The 21194-nt window shown below is 72.0% G+C and carries 23 protein-coding genes; 8 read left to right on the forward strand and 15 right to left on the reverse strand.

The genetic code is table 11. The annotated features are described in order from the left end of the window. Positions 1-2313 (reverse strand): ATP-dependent helicase (locus ACRDSK_RS15630; protein WP_431441628.1); only part of this gene is annotated, 2313 nt, incomplete at its 3' end. A gap of 39 nt (positions 2314-2352) precedes the next feature. Between ACRDSK_RS15630 and ACRDSK_RS15635 the strand changes: the two genes are divergently transcribed. Beyond that, on the forward strand, positions 2353-2640 hold the full coding sequence (locus tag ACRDSK_RS15635; protein WP_431426393.1) for an MGMT family protein: 288 nt from the start codon (positions 2353-2355) through the stop codon (positions 2638-2640). A gap of 132 nt (positions 2641-2772) precedes the next feature. Here ACRDSK_RS15635 and ACRDSK_RS15640 read toward each other — a convergent pair whose 3' ends face one another. Then, the gene (locus ACRDSK_RS15640; protein ID WP_431426392.1) at positions 2773-3762 is read right to left on the reverse strand and encodes a pirin family protein; all 990 of its coding nucleotides are present in this window, start codon (positions 3760-3762) and stop codon (positions 2773-2775) included. 76 nt (positions 3763-3838) lie between these two features. On the opposite strand from ACRDSK_RS15640, the gene ACRDSK_RS15645 reads away from it, so the two are divergent. Then, positions 3839-4381 (forward strand): hypothetical protein, encoded by a 543-nt coding sequence (locus ACRDSK_RS15645; protein WP_431441630.1) that lies wholly within the window; start codon positions 3839-3841, stop codon positions 4379-4381. Here ACRDSK_RS15645 and ACRDSK_RS15650 read toward each other — a convergent pair. From ACRDSK_RS15650 to ACRDSK_RS15665, 4 genes are all read right to left on the reverse strand, one after another. Next, positions 4368-5168 carry a TIGR02569 family protein gene (locus ACRDSK_RS15650; RefSeq protein ID WP_431426389.1) on the reverse strand — a complete coding sequence of 267 codons (801 nt, stop codon included), beginning with the start codon at positions 5166-5168 and terminating at the stop codon, positions 4368-4370. The two genes, ACRDSK_RS15645 and ACRDSK_RS15650, sit on opposite strands and share 14 nt — an antisense overlap. Positions 5169-5197: 29 nt before the next feature. Continuing rightward, positions 5198-6376 (reverse strand): adenylyltransferase/sulfurtransferase MoeZ, encoded by a 1179-nt coding sequence (gene moeZ, locus ACRDSK_RS15655; protein WP_431441632.1) that lies wholly within the window; start codon positions 6374-6376, stop codon positions 5198-5200. A 120-nt stretch (positions 6377-6496) separates the two neighbouring features. After that, the gene (locus tag ACRDSK_RS15660; RefSeq protein ID WP_431441634.1) at positions 6497-7420 is read right to left on the reverse strand and encodes a DUF3152 domain-containing protein; all 924 of its coding nucleotides are present in this window, start codon (positions 7418-7420) and stop codon (positions 6497-6499) included. A 148-nt stretch (positions 7421-7568) separates the two neighbouring features. After that, positions 7569-8549 (reverse strand): alpha/beta fold hydrolase, encoded by a 981-nt coding sequence (locus ACRDSK_RS15665; protein WP_431441636.1) that lies wholly within the window; start codon positions 8547-8549, stop codon positions 7569-7571. Between the two features lie 211 nt (positions 8550-8760). On the opposite strand from ACRDSK_RS15665, the gene ACRDSK_RS15670 reads away from it, so the two are divergent. Next, entirely contained in the window at positions 8761-9423 is a 663-nt protein-coding gene (locus ACRDSK_RS15670; protein ID WP_431441637.1) for a TetR/AcrR family transcriptional regulator, read from the forward strand. 123 nt (positions 9424-9546) lie between these two features. Continuing rightward, positions 9547-10248 carry a TetR/AcrR family transcriptional regulator gene (locus ACRDSK_RS15675; RefSeq protein WP_431441639.1) on the forward strand — a complete coding sequence of 234 codons (702 nt, stop codon included), beginning with the start codon at positions 9547-9549 and terminating at the stop codon, positions 10246-10248. 70 nt (positions 10249-10318) lie between these two features. Here ACRDSK_RS15675 and ACRDSK_RS15680 read toward each other — a convergent pair whose 3' ends face one another. Then, positions 10319-10543: a DUF3107 domain-containing protein gene (locus ACRDSK_RS15680; protein WP_431441641.1), complete on the reverse strand. Its 225-nt coding sequence runs from the start codon at positions 10541-10543 to the stop codon at positions 10319-10321. Positions 10544-10582: 39 nt separating this feature from the next. Then, on the reverse strand, positions 10583-11236 hold the full coding sequence (locus tag ACRDSK_RS15685; RefSeq protein ID WP_431441643.1) for a ferritin-like fold-containing protein: 654 nt from the start codon (positions 11234-11236) through the stop codon (positions 10583-10585). A 244-nt stretch (positions 11237-11480) separates the two neighbouring features. Here ACRDSK_RS15685 and ACRDSK_RS15690 point away from each other — a divergent pair, with 244 nt between their 5' ends. The 3 genes from ACRDSK_RS15690 to ACRDSK_RS15700 all read left to right on the forward strand — a co-directional run bounded on the left by ACRDSK_RS15690 (position 11481) and on the right by ACRDSK_RS15700 (position 15495). After that, positions 11481-13136: a DEAD/DEAH box helicase gene (locus ACRDSK_RS15690; RefSeq protein ID WP_431441670.1), complete on the forward strand. Its 1656-nt coding sequence runs from the start codon at positions 11481-11483 to the stop codon at positions 13134-13136. A gap of 6 nt (positions 13137-13142) precedes the next feature. After that, complete coding sequence (locus tag ACRDSK_RS15695) at positions 13143-14537, forward strand: Rv3212 family protein (protein ID WP_431441645.1); 1395 nt, start codon at positions 13143-13145, stop codon at positions 14535-14537. Positions 14538-14607: 70 nt separating this feature from the next. Further along, positions 14608-15495, forward strand: coding sequence for an alpha/beta fold hydrolase (locus ACRDSK_RS15700; RefSeq protein ID WP_431441646.1), 888 nt, complete (start codon positions 14608-14610; stop codon positions 15493-15495). Between the two features lie 305 nt (positions 15496-15800). Here ACRDSK_RS15700 and ACRDSK_RS15705 read toward each other — a convergent pair whose 3' ends face one another. From ACRDSK_RS15705 to ACRDSK_RS15730, 6 genes are read right to left on the reverse strand one after another with little or no spacing between them, the layout of a single operon-like run. After that, on the reverse strand, positions 15801-16169 hold the full coding sequence (locus ACRDSK_RS15705) for a hypothetical protein (protein ID WP_431441648.1): 369 nt from the start codon (positions 16167-16169) through the stop codon (positions 15801-15803). 4 nt (positions 16170-16173) lie between these two features. Then, positions 16174-16998 (reverse strand): RecB family exonuclease, encoded by an 825-nt coding sequence (locus tag ACRDSK_RS15710; RefSeq protein WP_431441672.1) that lies wholly within the window; start codon positions 16996-16998, stop codon positions 16174-16176. 51 nt (positions 16999-17049) lie between these two features. Next, positions 17050-17667 carry a MarC family protein gene (locus ACRDSK_RS15715; protein WP_431441649.1) on the reverse strand — a complete coding sequence of 206 codons (618 nt, stop codon included), beginning with the start codon at positions 17665-17667 and terminating at the stop codon, positions 17050-17052. Then, positions 17664-18527, reverse strand: a complete 864-nt coding sequence (locus ACRDSK_RS15720; protein WP_431441651.1) for a PHP domain-containing protein — start codon at positions 18525-18527, stop codon at positions 17664-17666. Before ACRDSK_RS15720 ends, ACRDSK_RS15715 begins: the two co-directional genes overlap by 4 nt. A gap of 26 nt (positions 18528-18553) precedes the next feature. Beyond that, on the reverse strand, positions 18554-19114 hold the full coding sequence (locus ACRDSK_RS15725) for a PH domain-containing protein (RefSeq protein WP_431441653.1): 561 nt from the start codon (positions 19112-19114) through the stop codon (positions 18554-18556). Positions 19115-19132: 18 nt separating this feature from the next. Next, entirely contained in the window at positions 19133-19297 is a 165-nt protein-coding gene (locus ACRDSK_RS15730) for a hypothetical protein (protein ID WP_331973883.1), read from the reverse strand. Positions 19298-19475: 178 nt separating this feature from the next. Between ACRDSK_RS15730 and ACRDSK_RS15735 the strand changes: the two genes are divergently transcribed. Then, positions 19476-19880 (forward strand): NUDIX hydrolase, encoded by a 405-nt coding sequence (locus tag ACRDSK_RS15735; protein WP_431441655.1) that lies wholly within the window; start codon positions 19476-19478, stop codon positions 19878-19880. A 194-nt stretch (positions 19881-20074) separates the two neighbouring features. Here ACRDSK_RS15735 and ACRDSK_RS15740 read toward each other — a convergent pair whose 3' ends face one another. Next, the gene (locus tag ACRDSK_RS15740; protein ID WP_431441656.1) at positions 20075-21193 is read right to left on the reverse strand and encodes a DUF2332 domain-containing protein; all 1119 of its coding nucleotides are present in this window, start codon (positions 21191-21193) and stop codon (positions 20075-20077) included. Position 21194: the final 1 nt, after the last annotated feature.

Here is a 21194-nt window from a genome sequence, read left to right on the forward strand (position 1 = left end):
AGCGGTGCCGTCGCACACCGCGCGGCGCAGCTCCCCCACCAGGTCGGCGAGCACGAGCGCGCGGTTGGGGCCGAGCCGCACGGGACGGGCGGCCTCCTCGACGTCACCGCCGGCGATCTCGGACAGGAACCGCGACGGCTGCTCGTCCTCGCCGCGGATCGCGGACAGCAGCAGCGTGTGCCGCGCCCGGCTGGCGGCGACGAGCAGCAGCCGGCGCTCCTCGGCGAGCAGCGGCGCGGTGGCGGACAGCTCCACACCGTCTACTCCGGACAGCAGGTCGGTGAGCCGCTCCACGCCCAGCAGCGACCCGCGCAGCCGCAGGTCCGGCCAGGCGCCCTCCTGCACACCGAGCACGGCCACGACCGTCCACTCGCGACCGACGGCCGCATGCGCGGTGAGGACCGAGACGGCCTCGCCGCGCTGTGCGGACGGCGCGAGCGTGTCGCCCACGATCCGTTGCGCCGCAAGGTACTCGGCGAACCCGGTGACGCCCGCGCCGGGCAACCGGTCGGCGTAGCGCCCGGCCGCGTGGAACAGCCCGACGATCGCGTCGAGGTCGCGGTCGGCGTGCGCGCCGAGCGCGCCGCCGCGCCGGGACTGGGCGACCCAGCGGTCCTCGAGCCCGCTCTGCCGCCACACCAGCCACAGCACCTGCTCGACGCCGGCGTGCTCGGCGATGGCCCTCCGGGCGATGCGCAGCAGCGCGCCGACCCGGTGCACGCTCGCCGCCTCGTCCTCCGCGAGCGCGGTGAGCCGGTCGTCGTCGTCCGCGGCGTCGCGCAGCACCTCGACGAGCAGCTCGTCGCTGGGCCGGTCGGCGCCGCTCGCCAGCTCGAGGCGGCGCAGCGCGCGCCGCAGCCGGCGCAGCGCCAGCGGGTCGGCGCCGCCGAACTGGCAGGACAGCAACATCTCCGCGCGGGCGGGGTCGAGCAGGTACGGGTTGGCGGCGATACGCAGCAGCTCGAGGAACGGGCGCACGGCGGGCTGACGGGCCAGCGGCAGCTCGTCGGCGTCGGTGGTGACCGGGACGCCCGCGGAGGCGAGCGCGCGCTGCAGGATCGGCGCGGAGCGCTCGGCGGAGCGGACGAGCACGGCCATCTCCGACCAGGGCACGCCGTCGATGAGGTGCGCGCGGCGCAGCTGGTCGGCGGCCCACGCGGCCTCGGCGGCGTCGGTGGCGTGCAGACAGACGGCGACCCGGCCGTCGGGGCTGGGCGGTTCCTCGACATCGAGCGCCGGGCGTTGCGGCGCGACGCCCGGCAGCCGGGCGGCCAGGCGGGCGACGGCCTGGCGGACCGCGGGCGCGAGGCGGTGGCTCTCCCTCAGCACGATGGTGCCGCCGTCGGGCTGGGTGTCGGCGAGCAGGCGGGGATCCGCGCCGCGGAAGGAGAAGACGGCCTGGTCGGGGTCGCCGGCGAGGACGAACTCCTTGGCGGCGAAGCCGAGTCGGGCCAGCAGGCGGTACTGCAGCGGGTCGAGGTGCTGGGCGTCGTCGACGAGCAGGTAGCGGACCCGGTCCCGCTCGCTCGCGAGCAGCTCGGCGTCGGTCTCGAAGGCGAGCAGGGCGCTCGCGACGAGCTCGGCGGCGTCCAGGGCCGGCGCGCTCTCCTGTGCGGCCGCGCTGTCCGCCCCGGCGAGGAGCGTGACCTGCTCGTACTGGCGGGCGAACCGGCCGGCGGCGACCCACTCGTCGCGCTTGGCGTCCCGCCCGACCCTGATCAGGTCCTCGGGCCCGAGGCCGCGCTCGGCCGCCCGGAGCATGAGGTCGCGCAGCTCCTCGGCGAAGCCCGGCACGGACAGGGCGGGCCAGAGCCGGTCGGGCCAGTAGTGAGCCTCGTCCTCGACGTCGCCGGCGAGCAGCTCGCGGACCACGGCGTCCTGCTCGGGCCCGGAGAGCAGCCGCGGCCCGGGCACGTCGCGCATGGCGGCGTGCAGGCGCAGGACGGAGAAGGCGTAGGAGTGCACGGTGCGGACGAGGGGCTCGCGGACCGCGCGCATGTCCTCGGTGCTCAGCAGGCCGCTGACGGTCTCGCGGACGTGGGTGGCGGCGCGCCGGTTCGCGGTGATGACGAGCAGCTGGTCGGGATCGACGCCGCCGCGCCTGATGCGGTCCGCGGCGACCTCGGCGAGCAGGGTGGTCTTGCCGGTGCCGGGCCCGCCGAGGACGCGGACGAAGCCCTCGGCGCCGTCGAGGACGCGCTGGGCCGCGGCATCCCACCGGGAGGGCCGTCGGGGTGCCACGGGCCGGCGTACGAGCCGGGGAGCCGGCTGGCTCGCGGTCGTGACCACGCCGACGATGAAAACACGGCCCACCGACGTTGGCCGCACCGGCACGCCGTCATACTTGGCCGCGTGGACGAGGCACTGCACGAACGCGTCCGAGAGTTGATCGCGTCGATCCCGGCGGGCCGGGTGTCCACCTACGGCGACATCGCCGCCCTCGCCGGCGCTTCCACGCCCCGCCTGGTGGGCCGGATCCTCAACGAGGACGGGCATGACCTGCCCTGGCACCGCGTTCTGCGGGCCAACGGGACGCCGGCGCCGCACCTCGTGCGTGAGCAGCTCGAGCTCTTGCGGGGCGAGGGAGTGCTCGCGGACGGTCAGCGGATCAGGATGCGCGAGTACCGCTGGCGGCCCTGAGCTGAGGCCTGGCCGGTCGCTCCACGGGGGTCGGGGCCGTCGGCGGATTCGCGGGCGGCGACTCACGATTCGAGAGCGCCTTCGGCGTCGGCTTCGCCGGTTTCGCTGCGCGCGTTCGGGTTCGCCTCTCGCTCAGAGGTTCTCGTCCGCCCGGGTTCGGTGAGCCAGGTGCTCCGCGGGGATCTGCCCCAAGCGGCCCGCCTGGAAGTCCTCGAACGCGTCGACGATCTCCTGGCGCGTGTTCATCACGAACGGGCCGTACCGCGCCACCGGCTCGTTGATCGGCAGGCCGCCCAGCACCAGGATCTCCCAGCCGGTCGGGCTGTTCGCCGGCTGCGAGTCCGCCGCCTGCACGGTCAGGGCGTCGCCGGGGCCGAACACGGCCAGCTGGCCCTCCTCGAGCGGACGCCGTTCCTGGCCGGCCGTGCCGCGCCCGGACAGCACGTACGCCAGCGCGTTGTAGTCCGCCGGCCACGGCATCGCCAGCCGCGCGCCCGGGCTGACCGTCGCGTGCAGGTAGGTGATCGGGGTGTGCGTCACGCCCGGACCGTCGTGCCCGGCCAGCGAGCCGGCGATCACCCGGACCAGCGCACCGCCGTCGTCGCTCGACAGCAGGGTGGCGTCGTTCGCCTCGATGTCCTGGTAGCGGGGCGTCGTCATCTTCTTGGCGCGCGGCAGGTTCACCCACAGCTGCACGCCGTGGAAGAGACCTCCGCGAGCGACCATGTCCTGCGGCGGCACCTCGTTGTGCAGGATGCCGGCCCCGGCGGTCATCCACTGCGTCGCGCCGTCGGTGATGAGCCCGCCGCCGCCGATCGAGTCCGTGTGCTCGAACGCGCCGTCGATCATGTACGTCACAGTCTCGAAGCCGCGGTGCGGGTGCCACGGCGCGCCCTTCGCCTCGCCGGGCCCGTACTCGACGGCGCCCATGTGGTCCAGCAGCAGGAACGGGTCGGCCAGCGCCAGGTCGACGCCGGGGAACGGCCGGCGGACCTGGAAGCCCTCGCCCTCCAGGAACCGCTGCGAGGTGACCACCCGGCCGACGCCGCGCCACGCGGTGTCGGGCAGGGGCAGCTCGGGGAGACGGGACAAGGTCAGCGTGTCCGCGGTGATGGCCGGCATGACACCCTCCTCTGAGGTCAGGATGAGCCTACGCCGGAAACAAGGTAGTTGCACGCTCAATTATTCCCGGAGGACCGTGTTGAGCCTGGTGGTGCGGCATCTGGTGGGCACGTGGGTGGTGGGCTCGGCGACGACCGGCACGCTCGCGGTGCTCTTCACGCTCGACCGGGGCAGCCTGCCGGTCCAACCGGTGGACGAACTGCCGACCCTGTCCGTGCTCGGGGTCCTCGGCATGCTGGCCGCGCTGTTCGCCGCGCTCGGGCTGCTCGCCTGGGGCACGCTCGAGGTCACCTGGCTGCCGCCGACCGGCCGCGCGGGCGCGCTGTGGGTGCTGGTCGTCGGCGGCGGCGGGTTCGCCGGCTGGGGCTACGCTGCCGCGGCGACGTTCGCCGGCGACTACTCGCTCACGGCGCAGCTGGTCCTCGCCTACGTGCTGGGCGGCGTGCCGTTCGTGCTGATCGCCGCGCTGCTGCTGGAGTCCCGGCAGGCCAACGTCAACGCGCTCGTCATCACGGCGCTGGCGCTGGTCGTCGGCACGGCGATCATGGACGGGGACCCGCTGCGGGCGTGTGCCGAGCTGTTGTGGCGGGTGCTTGGGTCGAGCGTCACAGCTGTGTGATCTGGTGCGCGGCGCGCTCGAGGCCGCGCAGGGACTGCTCGGTCGAGTGCGGGTGCATGGCGTGCACGGCGAGGCGGAACAGCAGCGCGTGCAGCAGCGCCTGGGACCACTCGGGCAGGTGCGACCAGCGACGCAGGATGCCGTCGTCCGCGCCGCCCCAGGCGAGCGCGTCGACGACGACCACCGCGGCCGCCCACTCGGCGGGCCGGTGGTAGGCGGTGAAGTCGGTGATGCCGGGTGCGGCATCACCGTCGAAGAGGACGTTGCCGAACAGGTCGCCGTGCACGACCTGCGACTTGACGGTCAGCGGCTTGCGGGTGCCGGCGAGCACGTCGAAGAGCCGGCCGCCCTGTGCCGGGTCGAGGCGGGCCTCCTCGGCCGACTCGCCCCAGCCGGCCGCGACCCGGTCGGCCACCGCGAACACGTCGGTCCGGGCGGCGAGGAAGCGAGGCACGCGCAGGTCGGCGGTGGCCTTGTGCAACCGCAGCGACGCGGCGACGACCTCGTCGTAGCGCGGCTCGGGCCGGCCGTCGAGGTGGTGGAACGCCGCCCAGCCGCCGACCACCCAACGCCCGTCGCTGGCCCGCACCGGCCGCCCGATACGCAGCTCGGGTACGTGCAGGTCGCCGAGGGTCTGGGCGACCCAGGTCGCCTCGGCGGTGTTGGTGGCCGGTCGCAGCGCGAGCTCGCCACACCGCCACTGCGGCCCGGTGTCGAGGAGCTCGGGCTCGATCTCCTTGACACCGAAAGCCGCACGCACGTGCAGGGGCGGTGGGGACGCACTCACGATCCGGCACGCTACCGGCTTGGCTCCGCTCAGTAGGTCGGCAGGCTCGGGTCGACGTCCCTGGCCCAGCCGAGCACGCCGCCGCCGACGTGCACCGCGTCGCGGAAGCCGGCCTGGTGCAGCGCCGCCAGCGCCTCCGCGGACCGGCCGCCGGACTTGCAGTGCAACACGATCGGCTTGTCCTGCGGGAGCTCGGCCAGCGCCGCGCCCGAGAGGATCTTGTCCTTGGGGATCAGCACCGCACCGGGGATGTTGACGATCTCCCACTCGTGCTGCTCGCGGACGTCGATCAGCGCGAAGTCCTCGCCCCGTTCGAACTTGTCCTTCAGCTCGCGCGGGGTGATCGTGTGGCCGGCGGCGGCCTGCTGGGCGTCGTCGGACACGACACCGCAGAACGCGTCGTAGTCGATCAGACCCTCGATCGGCTTGGACTCCGGGTCCTTGCGGATGCGGATCGTCCGGTACGACATCTCCAGCGCGTCGTACACCATCAGGCGGCCGAGCAGCGGCTCGCCGATGCCGGTGAGCAGCTTGATCGCCTCGGTCACCATCACCGAGCCGATGGACGCGCACAGCACGCCCAGCACGCCGCCTTCGGCGCACGACGGGACCATGCCGGGCGGCGGCGGCTCGGGGTAGAGGTCGCGGTAGTTCAGGCCCTGGCCGTTCGGCGCGTCCTCCCAGAACACGCTCACCTGGCCCTCGAACCGGAAGATCGAGCCCCACACGTACGGCTTGCCGAGCAGCACGGCCGCGTCGTTGACCAGGTAACGGGTGGCGAAGTTGTCCGTCCCGTCCAGGATCAGGTCGTAGTCGCGGAAGATGTCCAGCGCGTTGTCGCTCGTCAGCTGCTCCTGGTGGAGGTTGACGGTGACGAACGGGTTGATCTCGGCCACCGACTCCTTGGCCGACAACGCCTTCGGCTTGCCCACGTCGGACTGGCCGTGGATCACCTGACGCTGCAGGTTGGACTCGTCCACGATGTCGAAGTCGACCACGCCGAGCGTGCCGACCCCGGCGGCGGCCAGGTACAGCAGCGCGGGGCTGCCGAGCCCACCGGCGCCGACCACCAGCACCTTGGCGTTCTTCAAGCGCTTCTGACCGTCGACCCCGACGTCCGGGATGATCAGATGCCGGCTGTAGCGGGCGACCTCTTCCTTGGTCAGCTCCTCTGCCGGTTCGACCAGCGGCGGCAAACTGCCTGCCATCGTTCCTCCTCGACGCGCGTTCCCGTGCACCCCAGTCTGCTCACCTCAACGCGTTCGTCCCACTCCGTCTTCCGCGGCTCTCACATGGCGGGACGGTCAGCGAGACGGCGTGCGGGACGGTCAGCGGGCCTGCGGGTTGGGCCACGGGTTGTACACGCAGGTCTTGCCGTCCGCCTCGACCGGGTCGTCGTAGCCGGCCCGGTTGTTGAGCTGGGCAACGTAGTCGTTGGCGACGCCGAACGACTGCTGCATCATCACCGGCGCGAGGTCGCCGTTCTTCGCGCAGCCCACGTGGCCGCGGCCGAACGCGTGGCCGATCTCGTGGTTGATCGCGTAGGTCCGGTAGTTGCCGAGGTCGCCGCCGAAGGCGACCGCGCCCCGCACCCACCGGGCGAGGTTGATCATCACGCGGCTCTCGTCCCGACGCCAGCAGGACGACTCGTACTTGATCGAGAAGCCGCAGAACTCCGGTTGGTGCACGGTGTCCGGAGTGGACAGACTGATCCGGATGTCCGGGTTCGCGGCGCGGGCGTCGACGCGCTGCACCGACACCTGGTTCGTGGAGGCCCAGCCGCGCGGGTCGGAGAGCGTGGTGTCCACGAGCGCGGCGAACGAGTCGTTGCCGCCGTAGGGAGCCAGGTCGATGCCCTGCTCGACCTCGATGGTGTAGGTGAACAGCTCGCCGCCGTTGCCGATGCGCTTGCTGCCGCCGGGCAGGATGTCCCACTGGCCCCGGCCGCCCTTCGCGAACGTGGCGCCCTTGGGCAGCTCGGCGGTCGGGATGTTGAGGTTCGGCGGCACCGCGGGCTCCTCGGTGACGCTCGGCTCCTTGTTCGCGTCGCCCGCCGGCCGCTCCCCCGCCTGGTCGGCGACCGCCGCCTGCTCGGTGCCGCCCTGGTTCTTCTCGTCGCCGTTGATCTGGACGAACGTCAGCACCGTGATCGCGATCAGCACGGGGATCGCGTAGATCCGCCAGCCGTACGTCGCCATGAAGCCCGACAGCCCACGCTTGCGCGGCCGGCGTCTGCGCTGGCCACGGCGCATGGGCTGCTCCGTGGGACGCCACGACGCGGCGAGAGGCTGCGCCGGGGGTCGGCGCGCCCCGGACCGGTAACGTTCCTGGGTCGCCCGCTTGGTCACGGGAACAAGGGTGCCACAGTTCGGCCAGTAACCTCACGGTCAGGTGACGATGTCACCATTCGTCGGCCCGTTCCCACATGCCGAGCACCGCGCGGGCTACGGTGCCCGGCCGCTCCATCTGCGCCACGTGCCCGGTGTTGGGCAGCACGAGCAGCCGGCCGCGGGGTAACAGCTGGGCCGTGCGCGGCGCCTTGCGCACGGTGACCAGCTTGTCCTTGGCGCCCCAGACCACCAGTGTCGGCACGGAGATCGTCGGCGCGATGCGCCACAGCGAGCGCGACCGCGGCACCAGCCAGGTCCGGAACAGGCCGATCGTGCTGCGCGCGAGCGCCGGGTTCGACCACACCAGCCGCTCGCGCTCACGGAACTCCTCGCCGGCCTCGCGGCGGCGGGACTCCGGGATCTTGTCCGGCTCGGCGAAGCACAGGCTCAGCAGGCGCATGACCCGCCGCTCCAAGTCCTCGCGGGCCATGCTGCGCCGGACCGGCGGGCCGACGACCGGCAGGTAGGCGACCGCGAGCCGCGGGTCGGACATGCGCGAGACGTACGGGCGCAGGTCAGGCATCGCGGGCGAGACGAGCGTGAGCGTCTTGACGAGCTCGGGATGCTCCGAGGCGACGCGCATGGTGATCGCGCCACCCATCGAGTTGCCGAACAGGTGCACGGGTCCCGCGTCCAGGCCGCGGATGAAGCGGGCCACGGTGTCGGCGTGGGCCGGTATCGAGTAGTCGAAGTGCCTTGGCGGCTCGCTGCGCCCGAACCCGGGCAGGTCCAGCGCGATGCCGGGGACGTGGGCGCTGAGCTGGCCGGCGAGGTCGGTCCAGTTGGTCGCCGAGCCGCCCAGCCCGTGCACGTAGACCGCGGTGGTGTCCGCGTCCGCGGGGCCGGGCGTGCGCCGCACGTGCAGGGTCACCCCGCCGGAGGTCTGGTCGACGCCGGGCCAGGGTGGGATCGACATGTCCACCGGCGGCAGCACGGCATCGGACAGCGGGACGTGGGTGAGCGGTGCTCGGGCCGCGGCGCTGATGCTCATCGCACCAGTATCCGTGACACCGCCGACCGTCGCGGCACAACGTTACCGATGAGTAAGACGAAGGGCGGCGCGCCTGGCTTACTTTTCTCGCCTCCCGACCAAGCCGCAGCCGTTAGCGGCCTTACTCGTTGCGTTACCGACGAGTAAGGTCATGAACGGCCCGCACGGGACGGTGACCCCGACCCGAAGGAGTGGACGCGTGGGAGGCGGCATGTCGGAGACAGCGACACAGACAGGGCAGAACGGGGCCCTGACCGGCCCGGCTCAGGCGGGCCGGGCGGCACGGTTGCCCCGCAACGCACGGCGCAAGCAGCTGCTCAACGCCGCGCAGGACGTGTTCGCCGCCAACGGCTATCACGCGGCCGCGATGGACGAGATCGCCGAGCGGGCCGGGGTGTCCAAGCCCGTGCTGTACCAACACTTCCCCGGCAAGCTCGAGCTGTACATGGCGCTGCTGGAGATGCACGTCGACGAGCTGATCGAGCGCGTGACGCACGCGATGGATTCGACGACGGACAACAAGATGCGCGTCCGGAACGCGGTGAGCGCGTACTTCGAGTTCGTGGACGGCGAGAGCCAGGCCTACCGGCTCGTGTTCGAGTCCGACCTGCGCGGCGAGCCGGCCGTGCAGGCGGCGATCGACCGCGGCACGGACGCCTGCGTGCGCGCCATCACGGCGACCATCACGGCCGACGCGGGTCTGGACGAGGAGCGGGCGTCGCTGCTCGCGGTGGGCCTGGTGGGCATCAGCCAGGTCGCGGCCCGCTCGTGGCTGTCCAACAACCGCTCGATGGCCAAGGACGAGGCCGTCGCGCTGATCTCGACACTCGCCTGGAAGGGCATCGGCGGCGGGTACCCGCTGCAGAATCCGTAGGTGGAGCTTGGGCGGCCGTCTTCACATTTTCTGGTGTTGGCGGCCGCAGCCGGCGCACCTGGACGTCCCGACTCGCCCGGACGTCCGGCAAGGCCACCGGCCGACAGGAGTAACGTTCGCAGGATGTCCGAGGACAGCACTGGGGACGCCAGACGCGACCGGTGGCGGTCGCATCGGGCGGCGCGGCGGGCCGAGTTCGTCGACGCCGCCATGCGGGCACTCGCCGAGCACGGGCCCGACGTCGGAATGGACCACATCGCCGCGGAGGCCGGGGTCACGAAACCCGTGCTGTACCGGCACTTCGCCGACAAGGCGGACCTGTTCGTCGCGCTCGGGCAGCGCGGTACGGAGATCCTCTTCGACCGGCTGATCCCCGCGATGAACAACGAGGAGGCGCCGGTCCCCCGCATCCGCAAGAGCCTCGACGCCTTCTTCTCGACCGTCGAGGAGCATCCGAACCTCTACCGCGTCCTCGTCCGCCGCTCGTTCGCCAAGGCCACCGTCGAGCAGGACATCGTCGCCGAGGACAAGGAGCTCATCGCCAACGCGCTGGCCGCCCTGCTCGGCGACTACCTGCGCGCGCTCGACATGGACTCCGGCGGCGCCGAGCCGTGGGGGCACGGGATCGTCGGCATGGTCCAGAACGTGAGCGAGTGGTGGCTGGAGCGGCGCACGATGACCCGGGACGCGGTCGTCGAGTACCTCACCCAGATCATCTGGTCCGCGATCGACGGCTTCACCCGCGCGAACGGGATCGTGCTCGACCCGAACAAGCCGCTCGAGGTCAACAAGGTAGTCAAGCTACGAGCCGACGACGCGAGCTGACCAACCCTCGGAACGGCCACGCCCCCGGAACGCAACCAACACTTCGAATTCCGGGGAGGCGGGCCGGCGGTCAGGTTACGAAGCCCACTCGGCGGCTGTCGGCCGTGCCGATCTCCACGTACGCCACCCGCGCGGAGGGCACCACGAAGCGCCGGCCCTTGTCGTCGACCAGGCTGAGCGTGCCGGCGGAGTCCTTCAGCGCGGCGTCGACGAGCGCCTCGATCTCGTCCTGCGACTGGCTCGAGTTGAGCACCAGCTCCCGCGCGGTGTCCGCGACTCCAACCTTGACCTCCACGCTGACCTCCGCCTTGTCCCTTACGTTGTCGGCACCAGGCTAGCCCAGGCCCAACGCACTCATCCGCCTGCCATGTGCCTGCTGCAACCGCCGGAACAGCGCCGCGATTCCCGCCAGGTCGCCCGTACCGCTGACGATCAGCTCAGCCAGCCCGTCCCGCTCGGCCACCACGTACTGCGCCTGCGTCAGCGCCTCGCCGAGCAGCCGCCGCCCCCACAGCGTGAGCCGGTCGCGCACGGTCCGGTCCCGCTCGATCGCCGCCCGGACCTCCCGCTCGGCGAACGCCGAGTGCCCGGTGTCGGCGAGCACCTCGACCACGAGCCGGCCCGTCTCCTCGTCGACCCAGTTCGCGATCTCGCGGTACAGGTCCGCCGCGAGCCCGTCGCCCACGTACGCCTTGACCAGCGACTCCAGCCAGGACCGCGGCGCGGTCGAGGCGTGCCAGGTGTCGAAGTGCCCGATGAAGGGCCGCATCGCGTCCTGCACGTCCACGTCGTGCTCGGCGAGGAAGCGCTCGATCCGGCTGTAGTGCCCCATCTCCGCGGCGGCCATCGCCGACAGCGCGGCGCGCCCGGCCAGCGTGGGAGCCGAGCGCGCGTCCTCGGAGAGCCGGTCGAACGCGGACAGCTCGCCGTAGGCCAACACGCCGAGCAGGTCCACGATCCCCGGGTCGATCGCACCGCCAGCGCCCACCTCTGCCGTCCCGCCCGGTGTCGGTTCGTTCGCTCCGCTGGCTCCACTCACAAGCCCAGAGACTATCCGGACCCCGGTCGCAGGTAGACTGGCCGGGACGCGAGCTCTCGAAGCCGCGTGCAGAGGGTGTGCGCGCCTCGCCGGTCCTCCCGCACCAGAAGGTGTGGTCGAGCGGCCCGTCCAGGGCGGAGCGCGCTGGACCAAGGGAGAGAAGCTCATCAACAACACATCCGAAGTGGACCCGGTGGTGCTGGAACACAGCGAGGCCGGCGTCCCTGAAACAGACACGTCTCATCCGCTCCAAGCAGGCGCTCCAGTCCGCGACGACTCCCCCACGTTCGCCGAATTCGGCGTTCACCCGGAGATCGTCAAGGCGCTTTCCGAGGCCGGCATCGAGCGAACCTTCGCGATCCAGGAGCTGACGCTGCCGCTGGCGCTCGCCGGCGAGGACGTCATCGGGCAGGCCCGCACCGGCACCGGCAAGACGCTGGGCTTCGGCGTGCCGCTCCTGCAGCGCATCACCACCCCCGGCGACGGCACCCCGCAGGTGCTCGTCGTCGTGCCGACCCGCGAGCTGTGCCTGCAGGTCACCCGGGACATGGCCGACGCGGGCAAGTACCTCGGCGCGCGGGTGCTGTCGATCTACGGCGGACGGCCGTACGAGCCGCAGATCGAGGCGCTGCGCAAGGGCGTCGACGTCGTGGTCGGCACCCCGGGCCGGCTGCTCGACCTCGCCGAACAGCGCCATCTGGTGCTGGGCAAGGTCGGCGCGCTCGTGCTCGACGAGGCTGACCGAATGCTCGACCTGGGCTTCCTGCCCGACATCGAGCGCATCCTGCGGATGGTTCCGGCGGAGCGGCACACGATGCTGTTCTCGGCCACCATGCCGGGACCGATCATCACGCTGGCCCGCACGTTCCTGAGCCAGCCGACGCATATCCGCGCCGAGGAACACGACGCCGGCGCGATCCACGAGCGCACCCGCCAGTTCGTCTACCGGGCGCACGCGCTCGACAAGATCGAGGTCGTCGCCCGCGCGCTGCAGGCCGAGGGCCGCGGCCTGACGATGGTCTTCAGCCGCACCAAGCGGACCGCCCAGAAGGTCGCCGACGATCTGGAGGAGCGCGGCTTCGCCGTCGCCGCCGTGCACGGCGACCTGGGCCAGGGCGCCCGCGAGCAGGCGCTGCGCGCGTTCCGCGCCGGCAAGGTCGACGTGCTGATCTCCACGGACGTGGCGGCCCGCGGCATCGACATCGACGGCGTCACGCACGTGATCAACTTCCAGTGCCCCGAGGACGACGGCATGTACGTGCACCGCATCGGGCGCACCGGCCGGGCCGGCCGCGAGGGCGTCGCGATCACGCTCGTCGACTGGGACGAGGAGCCGCGCTGGAAGCTGATCAGCGACACGCTCAGCCTGGACATCCCGGAGCCGGTGGAGACCTACTCGACCTCCGACCACCTCTTCGCCGACCTCGACATCCCGACGGGTTCGACGGGGCGGCTGCCACTGGCCAAGCGGACCCGCGCCGGCCTCGCCGCGGAGCCGGAGGAGGACCTCGGTGGCAAGGAACGCCGCGGTCGCGGCGGGCGCACCCGCGGCGGGGTCAAGAGCGGGGTCAAGCGCGGCGTGAAGAACGGTGTGAAGAACGGCGCGCAGCCCGAGAGCGATGGCGAGCGCACGAACGACGGCGAGTCCGGCGAGCGCAGGCCCCGGCGCCGCAAGCGCAGCCGGAGCGGCGAGAGCCAGCAGGCCGAGCCCGTGGCGGAGACGTCGGGCACCTCGCCGGCCAGCCGCACCGACAAGCCCGCCCGTCAGCGGCGCCGGCGCAGCCGGGGCGGCGTCGACACCGCGGACGAGACACCGAACGCGAGCGAAACAGCGCCTTCGGCAGACTGACGCCCCGTGACGCAGGACATCGGGGACGAGGACGTGCTCGACGGGGGCGCGGAACCGGCCGAGACGGAGCCGGTCGAGCGCTCCCGCTTCACCCGCCGGCGCGATGTCGTCGCCGTGGTGGTCATAGCCGCCGCGGCGCTGGTCGCCGGGATCCTCGTGTGGCAGTCCGGCGACATCCGCGCGACCTCGTCGACCACCTACGGCGGGCCGGCACCCTCGCCGGTGCAGCCGACGGCCTTCCCGCCCTCGCTCGGCGAGGCGTGGCGCGCGACGAGCACGGCCACGCCCGCACCGGTCGCGGTGGGGCCGGCCGTGCTCACCGGGAACGGCGGCGAGGTCGCCGGTCGCGACCCGATCAGCGGCGAGGTGCGCTGGCGCTACCGCCGCGACCTGCCGCTCTGCACGCTGGCCGCGGCGTGGTCGATGGGCATCGCGGTGTACGAGAAGTCGGCGAACCTCCTGCCGGAGGGCGACTCGCGCAAGTCCGGCGGCTGCAGCGAGGTGACCGCGCTCGACCCGGCCACCGGCAAGCGCGGCCGGCAGCCGCAGCCCGGCGAGGAGCGGGAGAAGCCCGACGGCGGCCAGCGCAACTCCGACGCGGAGCTGGACACGCGGCTGCTGTTCGACGGCAACTACGTGACCACCACCGGCGATCGGCTGCTGACGACGTGGCGCTCGGACCTCGTGCAGACCATGGAGTACGGCCAGGTGCCGGCCATGGTGAACCCGGAGAAGCAGCCGCGCACCGGCTGCGAGTACAAGACGACCGCGGTCGTGCAGGGCAAGATCGCGGTCGTCGAGGACTGCCCGGACGACGACGGCGACCGGCTCACCATCTACCGCGCGACCGGCGACAACGACTCGGAGAAGCCCCAGGTCGTGGCCAGCGTCGCGGTCGCCGAGGACACCCGGGTGGTCGCGATGACCGACCGGTGTCAGCTCAACCCCGCGGACGAGGAGGAGCTGCAGCAGTGCACGGCGGTCGTCGTGCCCGACCCGGCGCGACTGCTCGTGCTGAACGAGAAGGGCGAGCAGATCGCGAGCTACCCGCTGTCGCTGGGCCCGGGCGACCTCGACGAGCAGCCCGCCGATCACGTCGTGCCCACGACCCGCACGCCCGTCGCGGTCTACTGGTTCACCGGCTCCCGCACGATCGCGCTGTCCGCGGCCGACCTGAGTCCGCTGTGGACGGTCGAGGGCTCGCTTGGCCCGGGCACCATGTTCGCCGGTCAGATGCTGGTCCCGGTCACCGACGGGCTGCGCGTGCTGCGGCCCGCGAGTGGCGAGCCGGTCGGCACGCTGCCGGTGAACCGCGGTGACTACTCCGGGCAGGTAACGATGTCGACGCTCGGTCCCATGGTGTACGAGCAGCGTGGCGACACGCTGGTTGCGATGCGTTGAATATCACGCACTGTCACAGTTCACCCCCGCTCTACAGCGGATCGAGTCGCGGTGAGGCACACTCGAAGTCGTGAACAGGCCGCCGTCGCAGATCAGCCCCCATGGAGGTAGCCGGGTCGATCTGCCCGGCCGCTATGGTCCGATCGCGGCGTTGCACGCCCGCGCGGCCGCGACGGGCCACCCGCCGCCGACGGCGTTGCTGGTGCCCGGCTACACGGGGTCCAAGGAAGACTTCGTGCCGCTGCTGGACCCGATCGCGGCGGCGGGCCTTGACGCGATGGCGATCGACATGCCCGGCCAGTACGAGTCGGGCGGCCCGGACGACGAGGACGCGTACCTGCCGGCGACGCTGGGCATGGTGCTGGCCGAGCTCGTGGGCAAGCTCGCGGCCGAGGGCAACCAGGTGGTGCTGCTCGGGCATTCCTACGGCGGGCTGGTCGCCCGCGGCGCGGTGCTGGCCGGCGCGCCGGTGGCCGGCCTGACGCTGATGTGCTCGGGCCCCGGAGAGCTCCCGGACGGCCCGCGGCGGCAGACATTGGACCTGGGCGAGCCGGCGATGCGCGAGCACGGTATCGAGGCGGCGCAGCGGATGCGCGAGCAATTGGACGCGATGAACCCGCCGCGGCCCGGGAACACGCCGGAGCTGGTGGCGCTGATGCGGGAGCGGTTCGTGCGCTCGCAGCCGGCGGCGCTGCTGGGCAAGGCGCACGCGCTGCGCACCGAGCCGGACCTGGTCTCCTCGCTGGCGCGCACCCTGCACGTGGGCGGCATCCCGTGCCTGGTGACCTGCGGCGAAGGCGACGACGCCTGGTCGGTGTCCAGCCAGCGCGACATGGCGGACCGGCTGGACGCCGACTTCGCCGTGATTCCCGGCGCCTGCCACTCCCCGAACACGGAGAACCCGACGGAGCTGCTGGCCACGCTGCTCTCGACGTGGCGCTCCTGGCTGACCGCCTGACCCGTCACCGCCCCGGCGGCGAGCCCCGGTCGTTCGCCGAGCGGCAGCTGCCACGAGCGCCGCACACGCTGCGGCACTCGCCCGACCCCAAGACCTGCCCTGACACGCAGCCACCGCCATACACATCGATGCAGCGAACCCCGCGAATCCAGCGAACCCGCTCGACTACTACACGCTCTTACCCCACCCTCTCCGGGGGGCCACCCACGTCCAGCTTATCTGGTGTACGCGGGAAGAAGATCGACTTCGTCGGCGCTGTGGACAAGTTCGACGGTTGTGGACAACTCCGGCCCAGTGCTGGAGGGTCAGGACCACCACAGGAGCCACAGCGTCACGCCGGTGATCGCCACGACCCCGATCGCCGCCACGGTGGCCAGCAGGCCGGAGGTTCGGTCGGCGACCCGCTGCACGATCACGGCGAGCGCGGCCGCGCCCAGGTGACCGACCACCATCGGCGCGCCGGGGCCAGGCATGTCACGGATCCAGGAAAGCACCTGGAAGACGAGCACGACGATCGCGAGCACGGACAGACCCATCGCGAGCGCGCCGGCCAGCTCGCGGCCGAACCCACCCCGGGCACGCGAGGCGACGCCGACCGGCTCGGCGGCCAGTGCCACCGTCGTGTCTCCGGACGTCGCCAGGGGCACCGTGGGCGAGTTCATCGGTTCTGACACGTGGTCAACCCTTCACCTCGTCGGCACGAGCGAGCAACGCCCACGGCTCGGCCTGTGGACCGGCGGCCTGCCCTTCGGGGCAACTGCGCCGAAAGTCGCACCAGGCGCACTGCCGACCCACCTGTGGCGGAAACAGCACATCGGGGTCGCCACCCGCGTTGAGGGTATCCGTCGCGAGGTTGAACTCGTCGGCCGCCTCCTCCGCCCGCTCGCGATGCCTGGTCAGCGACTCCTCGGTGTGCTCCCACGCCGCGACCGTCCCGCTCGGCAGGTGATGCAGCTCCACCCGCCGGCACGGCCGGCGCAGCGTGCGCCGCGCGGCCAGCGCGTAGAGCGCGAGCGCCTGAGAGGAGCGGGCGTCGTCGGTGGTCAGCGCCGTGCGACCGGTCTTGTAGTCGACGATCACCAGCTCGCCGTCACGCTCGTCGATGCGGTCGACCCGGCCCTCGGCGACGATCGTGCCGATCGGGGCGGACACCCAGCGCTCGAGGCCGATCGGGTCGTCGGTCACGTCGACGTCCGCGACATAGTCGGCCACCCAGGTCGCCGCCTGGTCGCGGTAGGTCGCCGCCTGGATCGGGCCGGCGAAGCCCTCGTCGTTCCAGTGCTGGCCCACCATCGCGGCCGCGGCGGCGGGAGTGCGGCGGCGGACCGGCAGCTCGTAGAACGCCCGCAGCGCGTTGTGCACGACCGCGCCGAGTGTGCTGTGCGCGAACGCGCCCCCGCGCGGCGGCGTCGGCCGGTCGAGGTAGGCCATCCGGAACCGGCGCGGGCAGTCCATCCAGGTCGACAGGCGAGACGGCGTGACCTTGATGAGCTTGCGCGGCATCGCGTCGAACCCGAGTTGCACGCCATCAACCGTAGAGCAGCCCACCGACGCTCAGGCGCCGCCTACGAATCCACGCACCGAGTCGGCGATCAGCTGGACCGCGATCGCCGCGAGCAGCAGGCCCGCGATCTTGGCGAGCAGCGTGATGCCGCTGTCCTTGATCAGCCGGATCAGCGCGCCGGAGTAGCGCAGGCACAGCCACAGCACCAAGTGCACGGCCACGATCGCGAGCGCGAGCGCCACGTACGAGCCGGCGTTGCCCTCGGCCTGCCGGACGAACACGATCGTCGCCGCGATCGCGCCCGGGCCGGCCAGGAGCGGCGTGCCGAGCGGCACGAGCGCCACGTTGACGTCGTCGACCGCCTGCGGCTGGTTCGCGTCGCGGCCGGTCAGCAGGTCCAGCGCGATCAGCAGCAGGAGCAGTCCACCCGCGCCCTGCAGCGCCGGGATGCCGATGTGCAGGTACCGCAGGATCACCTCGCCGCCGACCGCGAACAGGCTGATCACGGCCAGGGACACCAGCACCGCCTGCCGGGCGGCGCGCAGCCGGGCGAGCCGCGGGCGGCGGCCGACGAGACTGAGGAAAACCGGGATCGTCCCGGGTGGATCCATGATCACCACGAGCGTGATCGTGACCTCGGCGAACAGCCGGGCATCGAACAGACTCACGAGCCCACGACGATCTCGACGCCGGTGGCCCGCTCGGCGATCGCGTCCAGCATCGCTGGTGCGGTCGTCTCCTGGCCGAGCCGCAGGACCTTGTTGGTGCCGTGGTAGTCGCTGGAGCCGGTGGCGATCAGCCCGAGGTCGTCGGCCAGACCGCGCAGCCGCGCCCGCGCCTCGTCGTCGTGGTCGGGGTGGTCGACCTCGACGCCGCCCAGGCCGAGGCCCGCCAGCTCCTTGATCACCTCGGCCGTGACCGTCGTGCCGCGGTGGTGGGCGAACGCGTGCGCGAGCACGGTCACCCCGCCCGCGCCGGCGATCGTCTCGATCGACGCCTCGACCGGCGAGCGCGAGCTGGGCACGTAGTAGCGCCCGCGGTCGTTGAGGAACCTCGCGAACGCTTCGTCCACAGTGGACACGAGGCCGGCCCGGACGAGCGCCATCGCGATGTGCGGCCGGCCCGCGGTCGAGTCCTCGGGCAGGCTGGCGAGCAGCTCGTCGGCGCTCACCGGGAACCCGTCGGCGGCCATCCGCTCGGCCATCGTCGCGAGCCGGGTCCGCCGCTGCGCCCGGGCCTCGGCGTGCTGGGCGACGACGGCCTCGGCTCGCGGGTCGTACAGGTAGGCCAGCAGGTGCACGGTGCAGTGCCCGCCGCGGCCGTCGGGGCTGCGGCAGGACAGCTCGGCGCCGCGCACCAGCCGGAGCCCGGGCGGCAGCGCGGCGACCGCCTCGACCCAGCCGGACGTGGTGTCGTGGTCGGTGATCGCCACCGCGTCGAGGTCGGCCGCCGCCGCGTTCGCGACGAGCTCGGCCGGGGTGTCGGTGCCGTCGGACGCGGTGGTGTGCGTGTGCAGGTCGATCCTCACGTGCCCATTGAACGTGAGTGGTCCGCTCAGCCCACCATCGGCTTGCGCTTGGCCAGGCGCTGCGCCTTGATCATCGAGAAGCGGGCCTTCTGCGCGTCCTTGTCGCCGAAGACCAGCTCGGAGATGGCGTCGTAGACCTGCTCGGCCTTGGGCAGGTAGGAGAGCCGGTTCAGCGCCTGGATCTGGCCCGCGGACTCGACGATCATCGTGCCGTAGCCGAGCAACCGGCCCATGATCGGCCGCTCGTAGGTGAGGTCGGTGACCTTGGTGATCGGCATCATCAGCACTTTCGTGGTGATGATGCCGGTCGTCATCATCATCCGTTGGTCCGTGACGACGATCCGTTCGACCCACCAGTTCAGCACCACGTAGGCGAACCGCAGGACCACGAACAGCGCCGCGTACCACAGGATGTTCTGCAGCAGCCACATCGACGGCGGCAGCAGGTACGAGATCATCACGGCGACCGCCAGCAGCGCGACCGCCTCGAAGACATCCCAAGCCAGGCACGCCCAGTGCAGGCGCACCCGGATGACTCTCCGCTCGGAGTCCAGCAGGTACTCGTCGGGATCGCGCGGTGCGAACATGGTTTGACGGTACTCGGATCAGGTCTGGAAGACTGAGCGAACGAACGTGATCACCGCTTCGGCGGCGTCCTTGAGCGTGTTGAGGATGGACGTCACGAGCGCCGCGGACTGGACTGGTTGGGTCACCAGGAAGAACACAATCAACGCCGCGCCGGAAATTATCAGAACCTTCTTGACATTCACCGCGAGCTACTCCGTGTCCCTTGCGTTCCGTGATCGTCGGTTGTTGAACAAAAACTCTGAAACACTTGTACCGCACGACGCCGGGCTACGGGAGGGTAGTCCCGCTCTTGGGGCAGAGCGGCGGTGTGATAGCGCGTTTTGGCTACGCTGTGTGCCCGTGACAGGTGCGCACGTTCCGATGATCAGGTGTGTGGGTGCCGTCGTGCATGACGCTGCGGGACGGTTGCTGCTGATCAAGCGCGGCCAGGCCCCTGGTGCCGGCCTGTGGTCGCTGCCCGGCGGTCGCGTCGAACCCGACGAATCGGACGCCGAGGCTGTGGTTCGGGAGCTGCGCGAGGAGACGGGACTCGAGGTGCGCGTCGGCGAGTTGGTCGGCCGGGTCGAGCGGCCGGCGCCGGCGGGGGTGTTCGAGATCTTCGACTACGCCGGCGTGGTGGTCGGCGGGTCGCTCCGGGCCGGCGACGACGCGGCTGAGGTGGGCTGGGTGGATCTGGCCGGGTTCGAGTCGCTCAGCGCGGCAGGCGAGCTGGTCGACCCGCTGGCGGCGACGCTGCGGGACTGGGACGCGCTGCCTCGGCGGTGAGGCCTGGCCTCCGGCCCCCGATCACCAGCCTACCGAGCAGCACCGACGATTCCGGCCGCCCGAATCGAGGCCTGTGGACAACTCCAGACTCGCGGGGGCCCCCGCTTTCCAGTCTAGAGAGCAACACCGACGATCCTGGCGCGCCGAGAGCGGGCCTGTGGACAGCCGGGCGGTGCGGGTCTGCCAGCGAGGGGTCAGCTCGCCAGCCACTCCATGCGTTCGCCGTGCCAGGCTGTTCTTGCCAGTGCGATCGCCTGGCGGCCGGCGTCGGTCCAGCGGACCAGGCCCAGCGTGCCGAAGGTCGGCTTCCTCTCCCCAGGCAGGAGGTCCGTGCGGTTCGGGAGCACCAGCTCCATCGCCGCCCGGTAGCCCTCCTGGCTAACCCACCACAGCGGGCGGGTCTGGGCCAGGGCGTCCAGCGCGGCCAGGAACTCCCGGCGACGCTCGTCGGTGAACAGCCACAGCACGTTGGCCGTCAGGACCACCAGCGGCACCTCGGCCGGGATGCGGGCGGCGACCGACGCCAGATCGGCCACCGCGTCACCGGTCACCAAGTCCGGGGGCGACTTGCGCTGGGCGGCCGCGGCCGCGCCGAACAGGCGCAGGCGCTCCGGCTGGTCCGGCCAGATGCACGCCTCCAGCCACGCGTACTGCTCCTCGTCGGTGAGGTCGACCGGCCGGCTGTCCAGCCCGATCTTGGCCGCCGTGGACAGGCGCTTCGGGATCGTGGGGAGCGTGGCGTCGGGGGCCAGTGCCAGCGCGCAGTGCAGACCGACCGTCGAACGGGCCGGGCCCGCGGCCAGCTGGCCGGCCTGCTGGGTCTGGTACCGGTACGCATAGGTGTCCATGCCCAGCAGCAACCCACCACTGGTGCCGACGTCGAGCAGCCCGATCGGCTTGCCCGCCTGCTTGGCCGCCAGCGCCACCGCCGGGTAGAGCAGGGCGGCCCGGCGCACCTCGTTGGTCTGTGTGACCCGAGTGGCGATCAGCTCGCGCACCCGCTCGGCCCGCTCCAGCACGAAAGTCCGGAACAGCGACCACGTGCCGGCGTCCGGCCCATAGGTACCGCCGAGCGAGGGGTAGTAGTTCGTCAGCTCGTGGAACGGCTCGGACTGGAGCACGCGCTGGACCGCGGCCAACAGCAACGTGGCGTCGGCGGCCGTCGAGTCGGTGGCGGTGAGCAGGCCGGCGATCTCGTCGTCATCCGCGGCGTGGCCGGCGAGATGGCTGTACAGCGGGGAGATCTCCGCCGCGGTTCTGTCCGCGAACCACCGCAGGCTTCGTTTGATCTCCTCCAGCGTCGCGGCGGCCATG

The sequence above is a fragment of the Actinophytocola sp. genome (assembly GCF_050699915.1).
GTDB lineage: Bacteria > Actinomycetota > Actinomycetes > Mycobacteriales > Pseudonocardiaceae > Actinophytocola.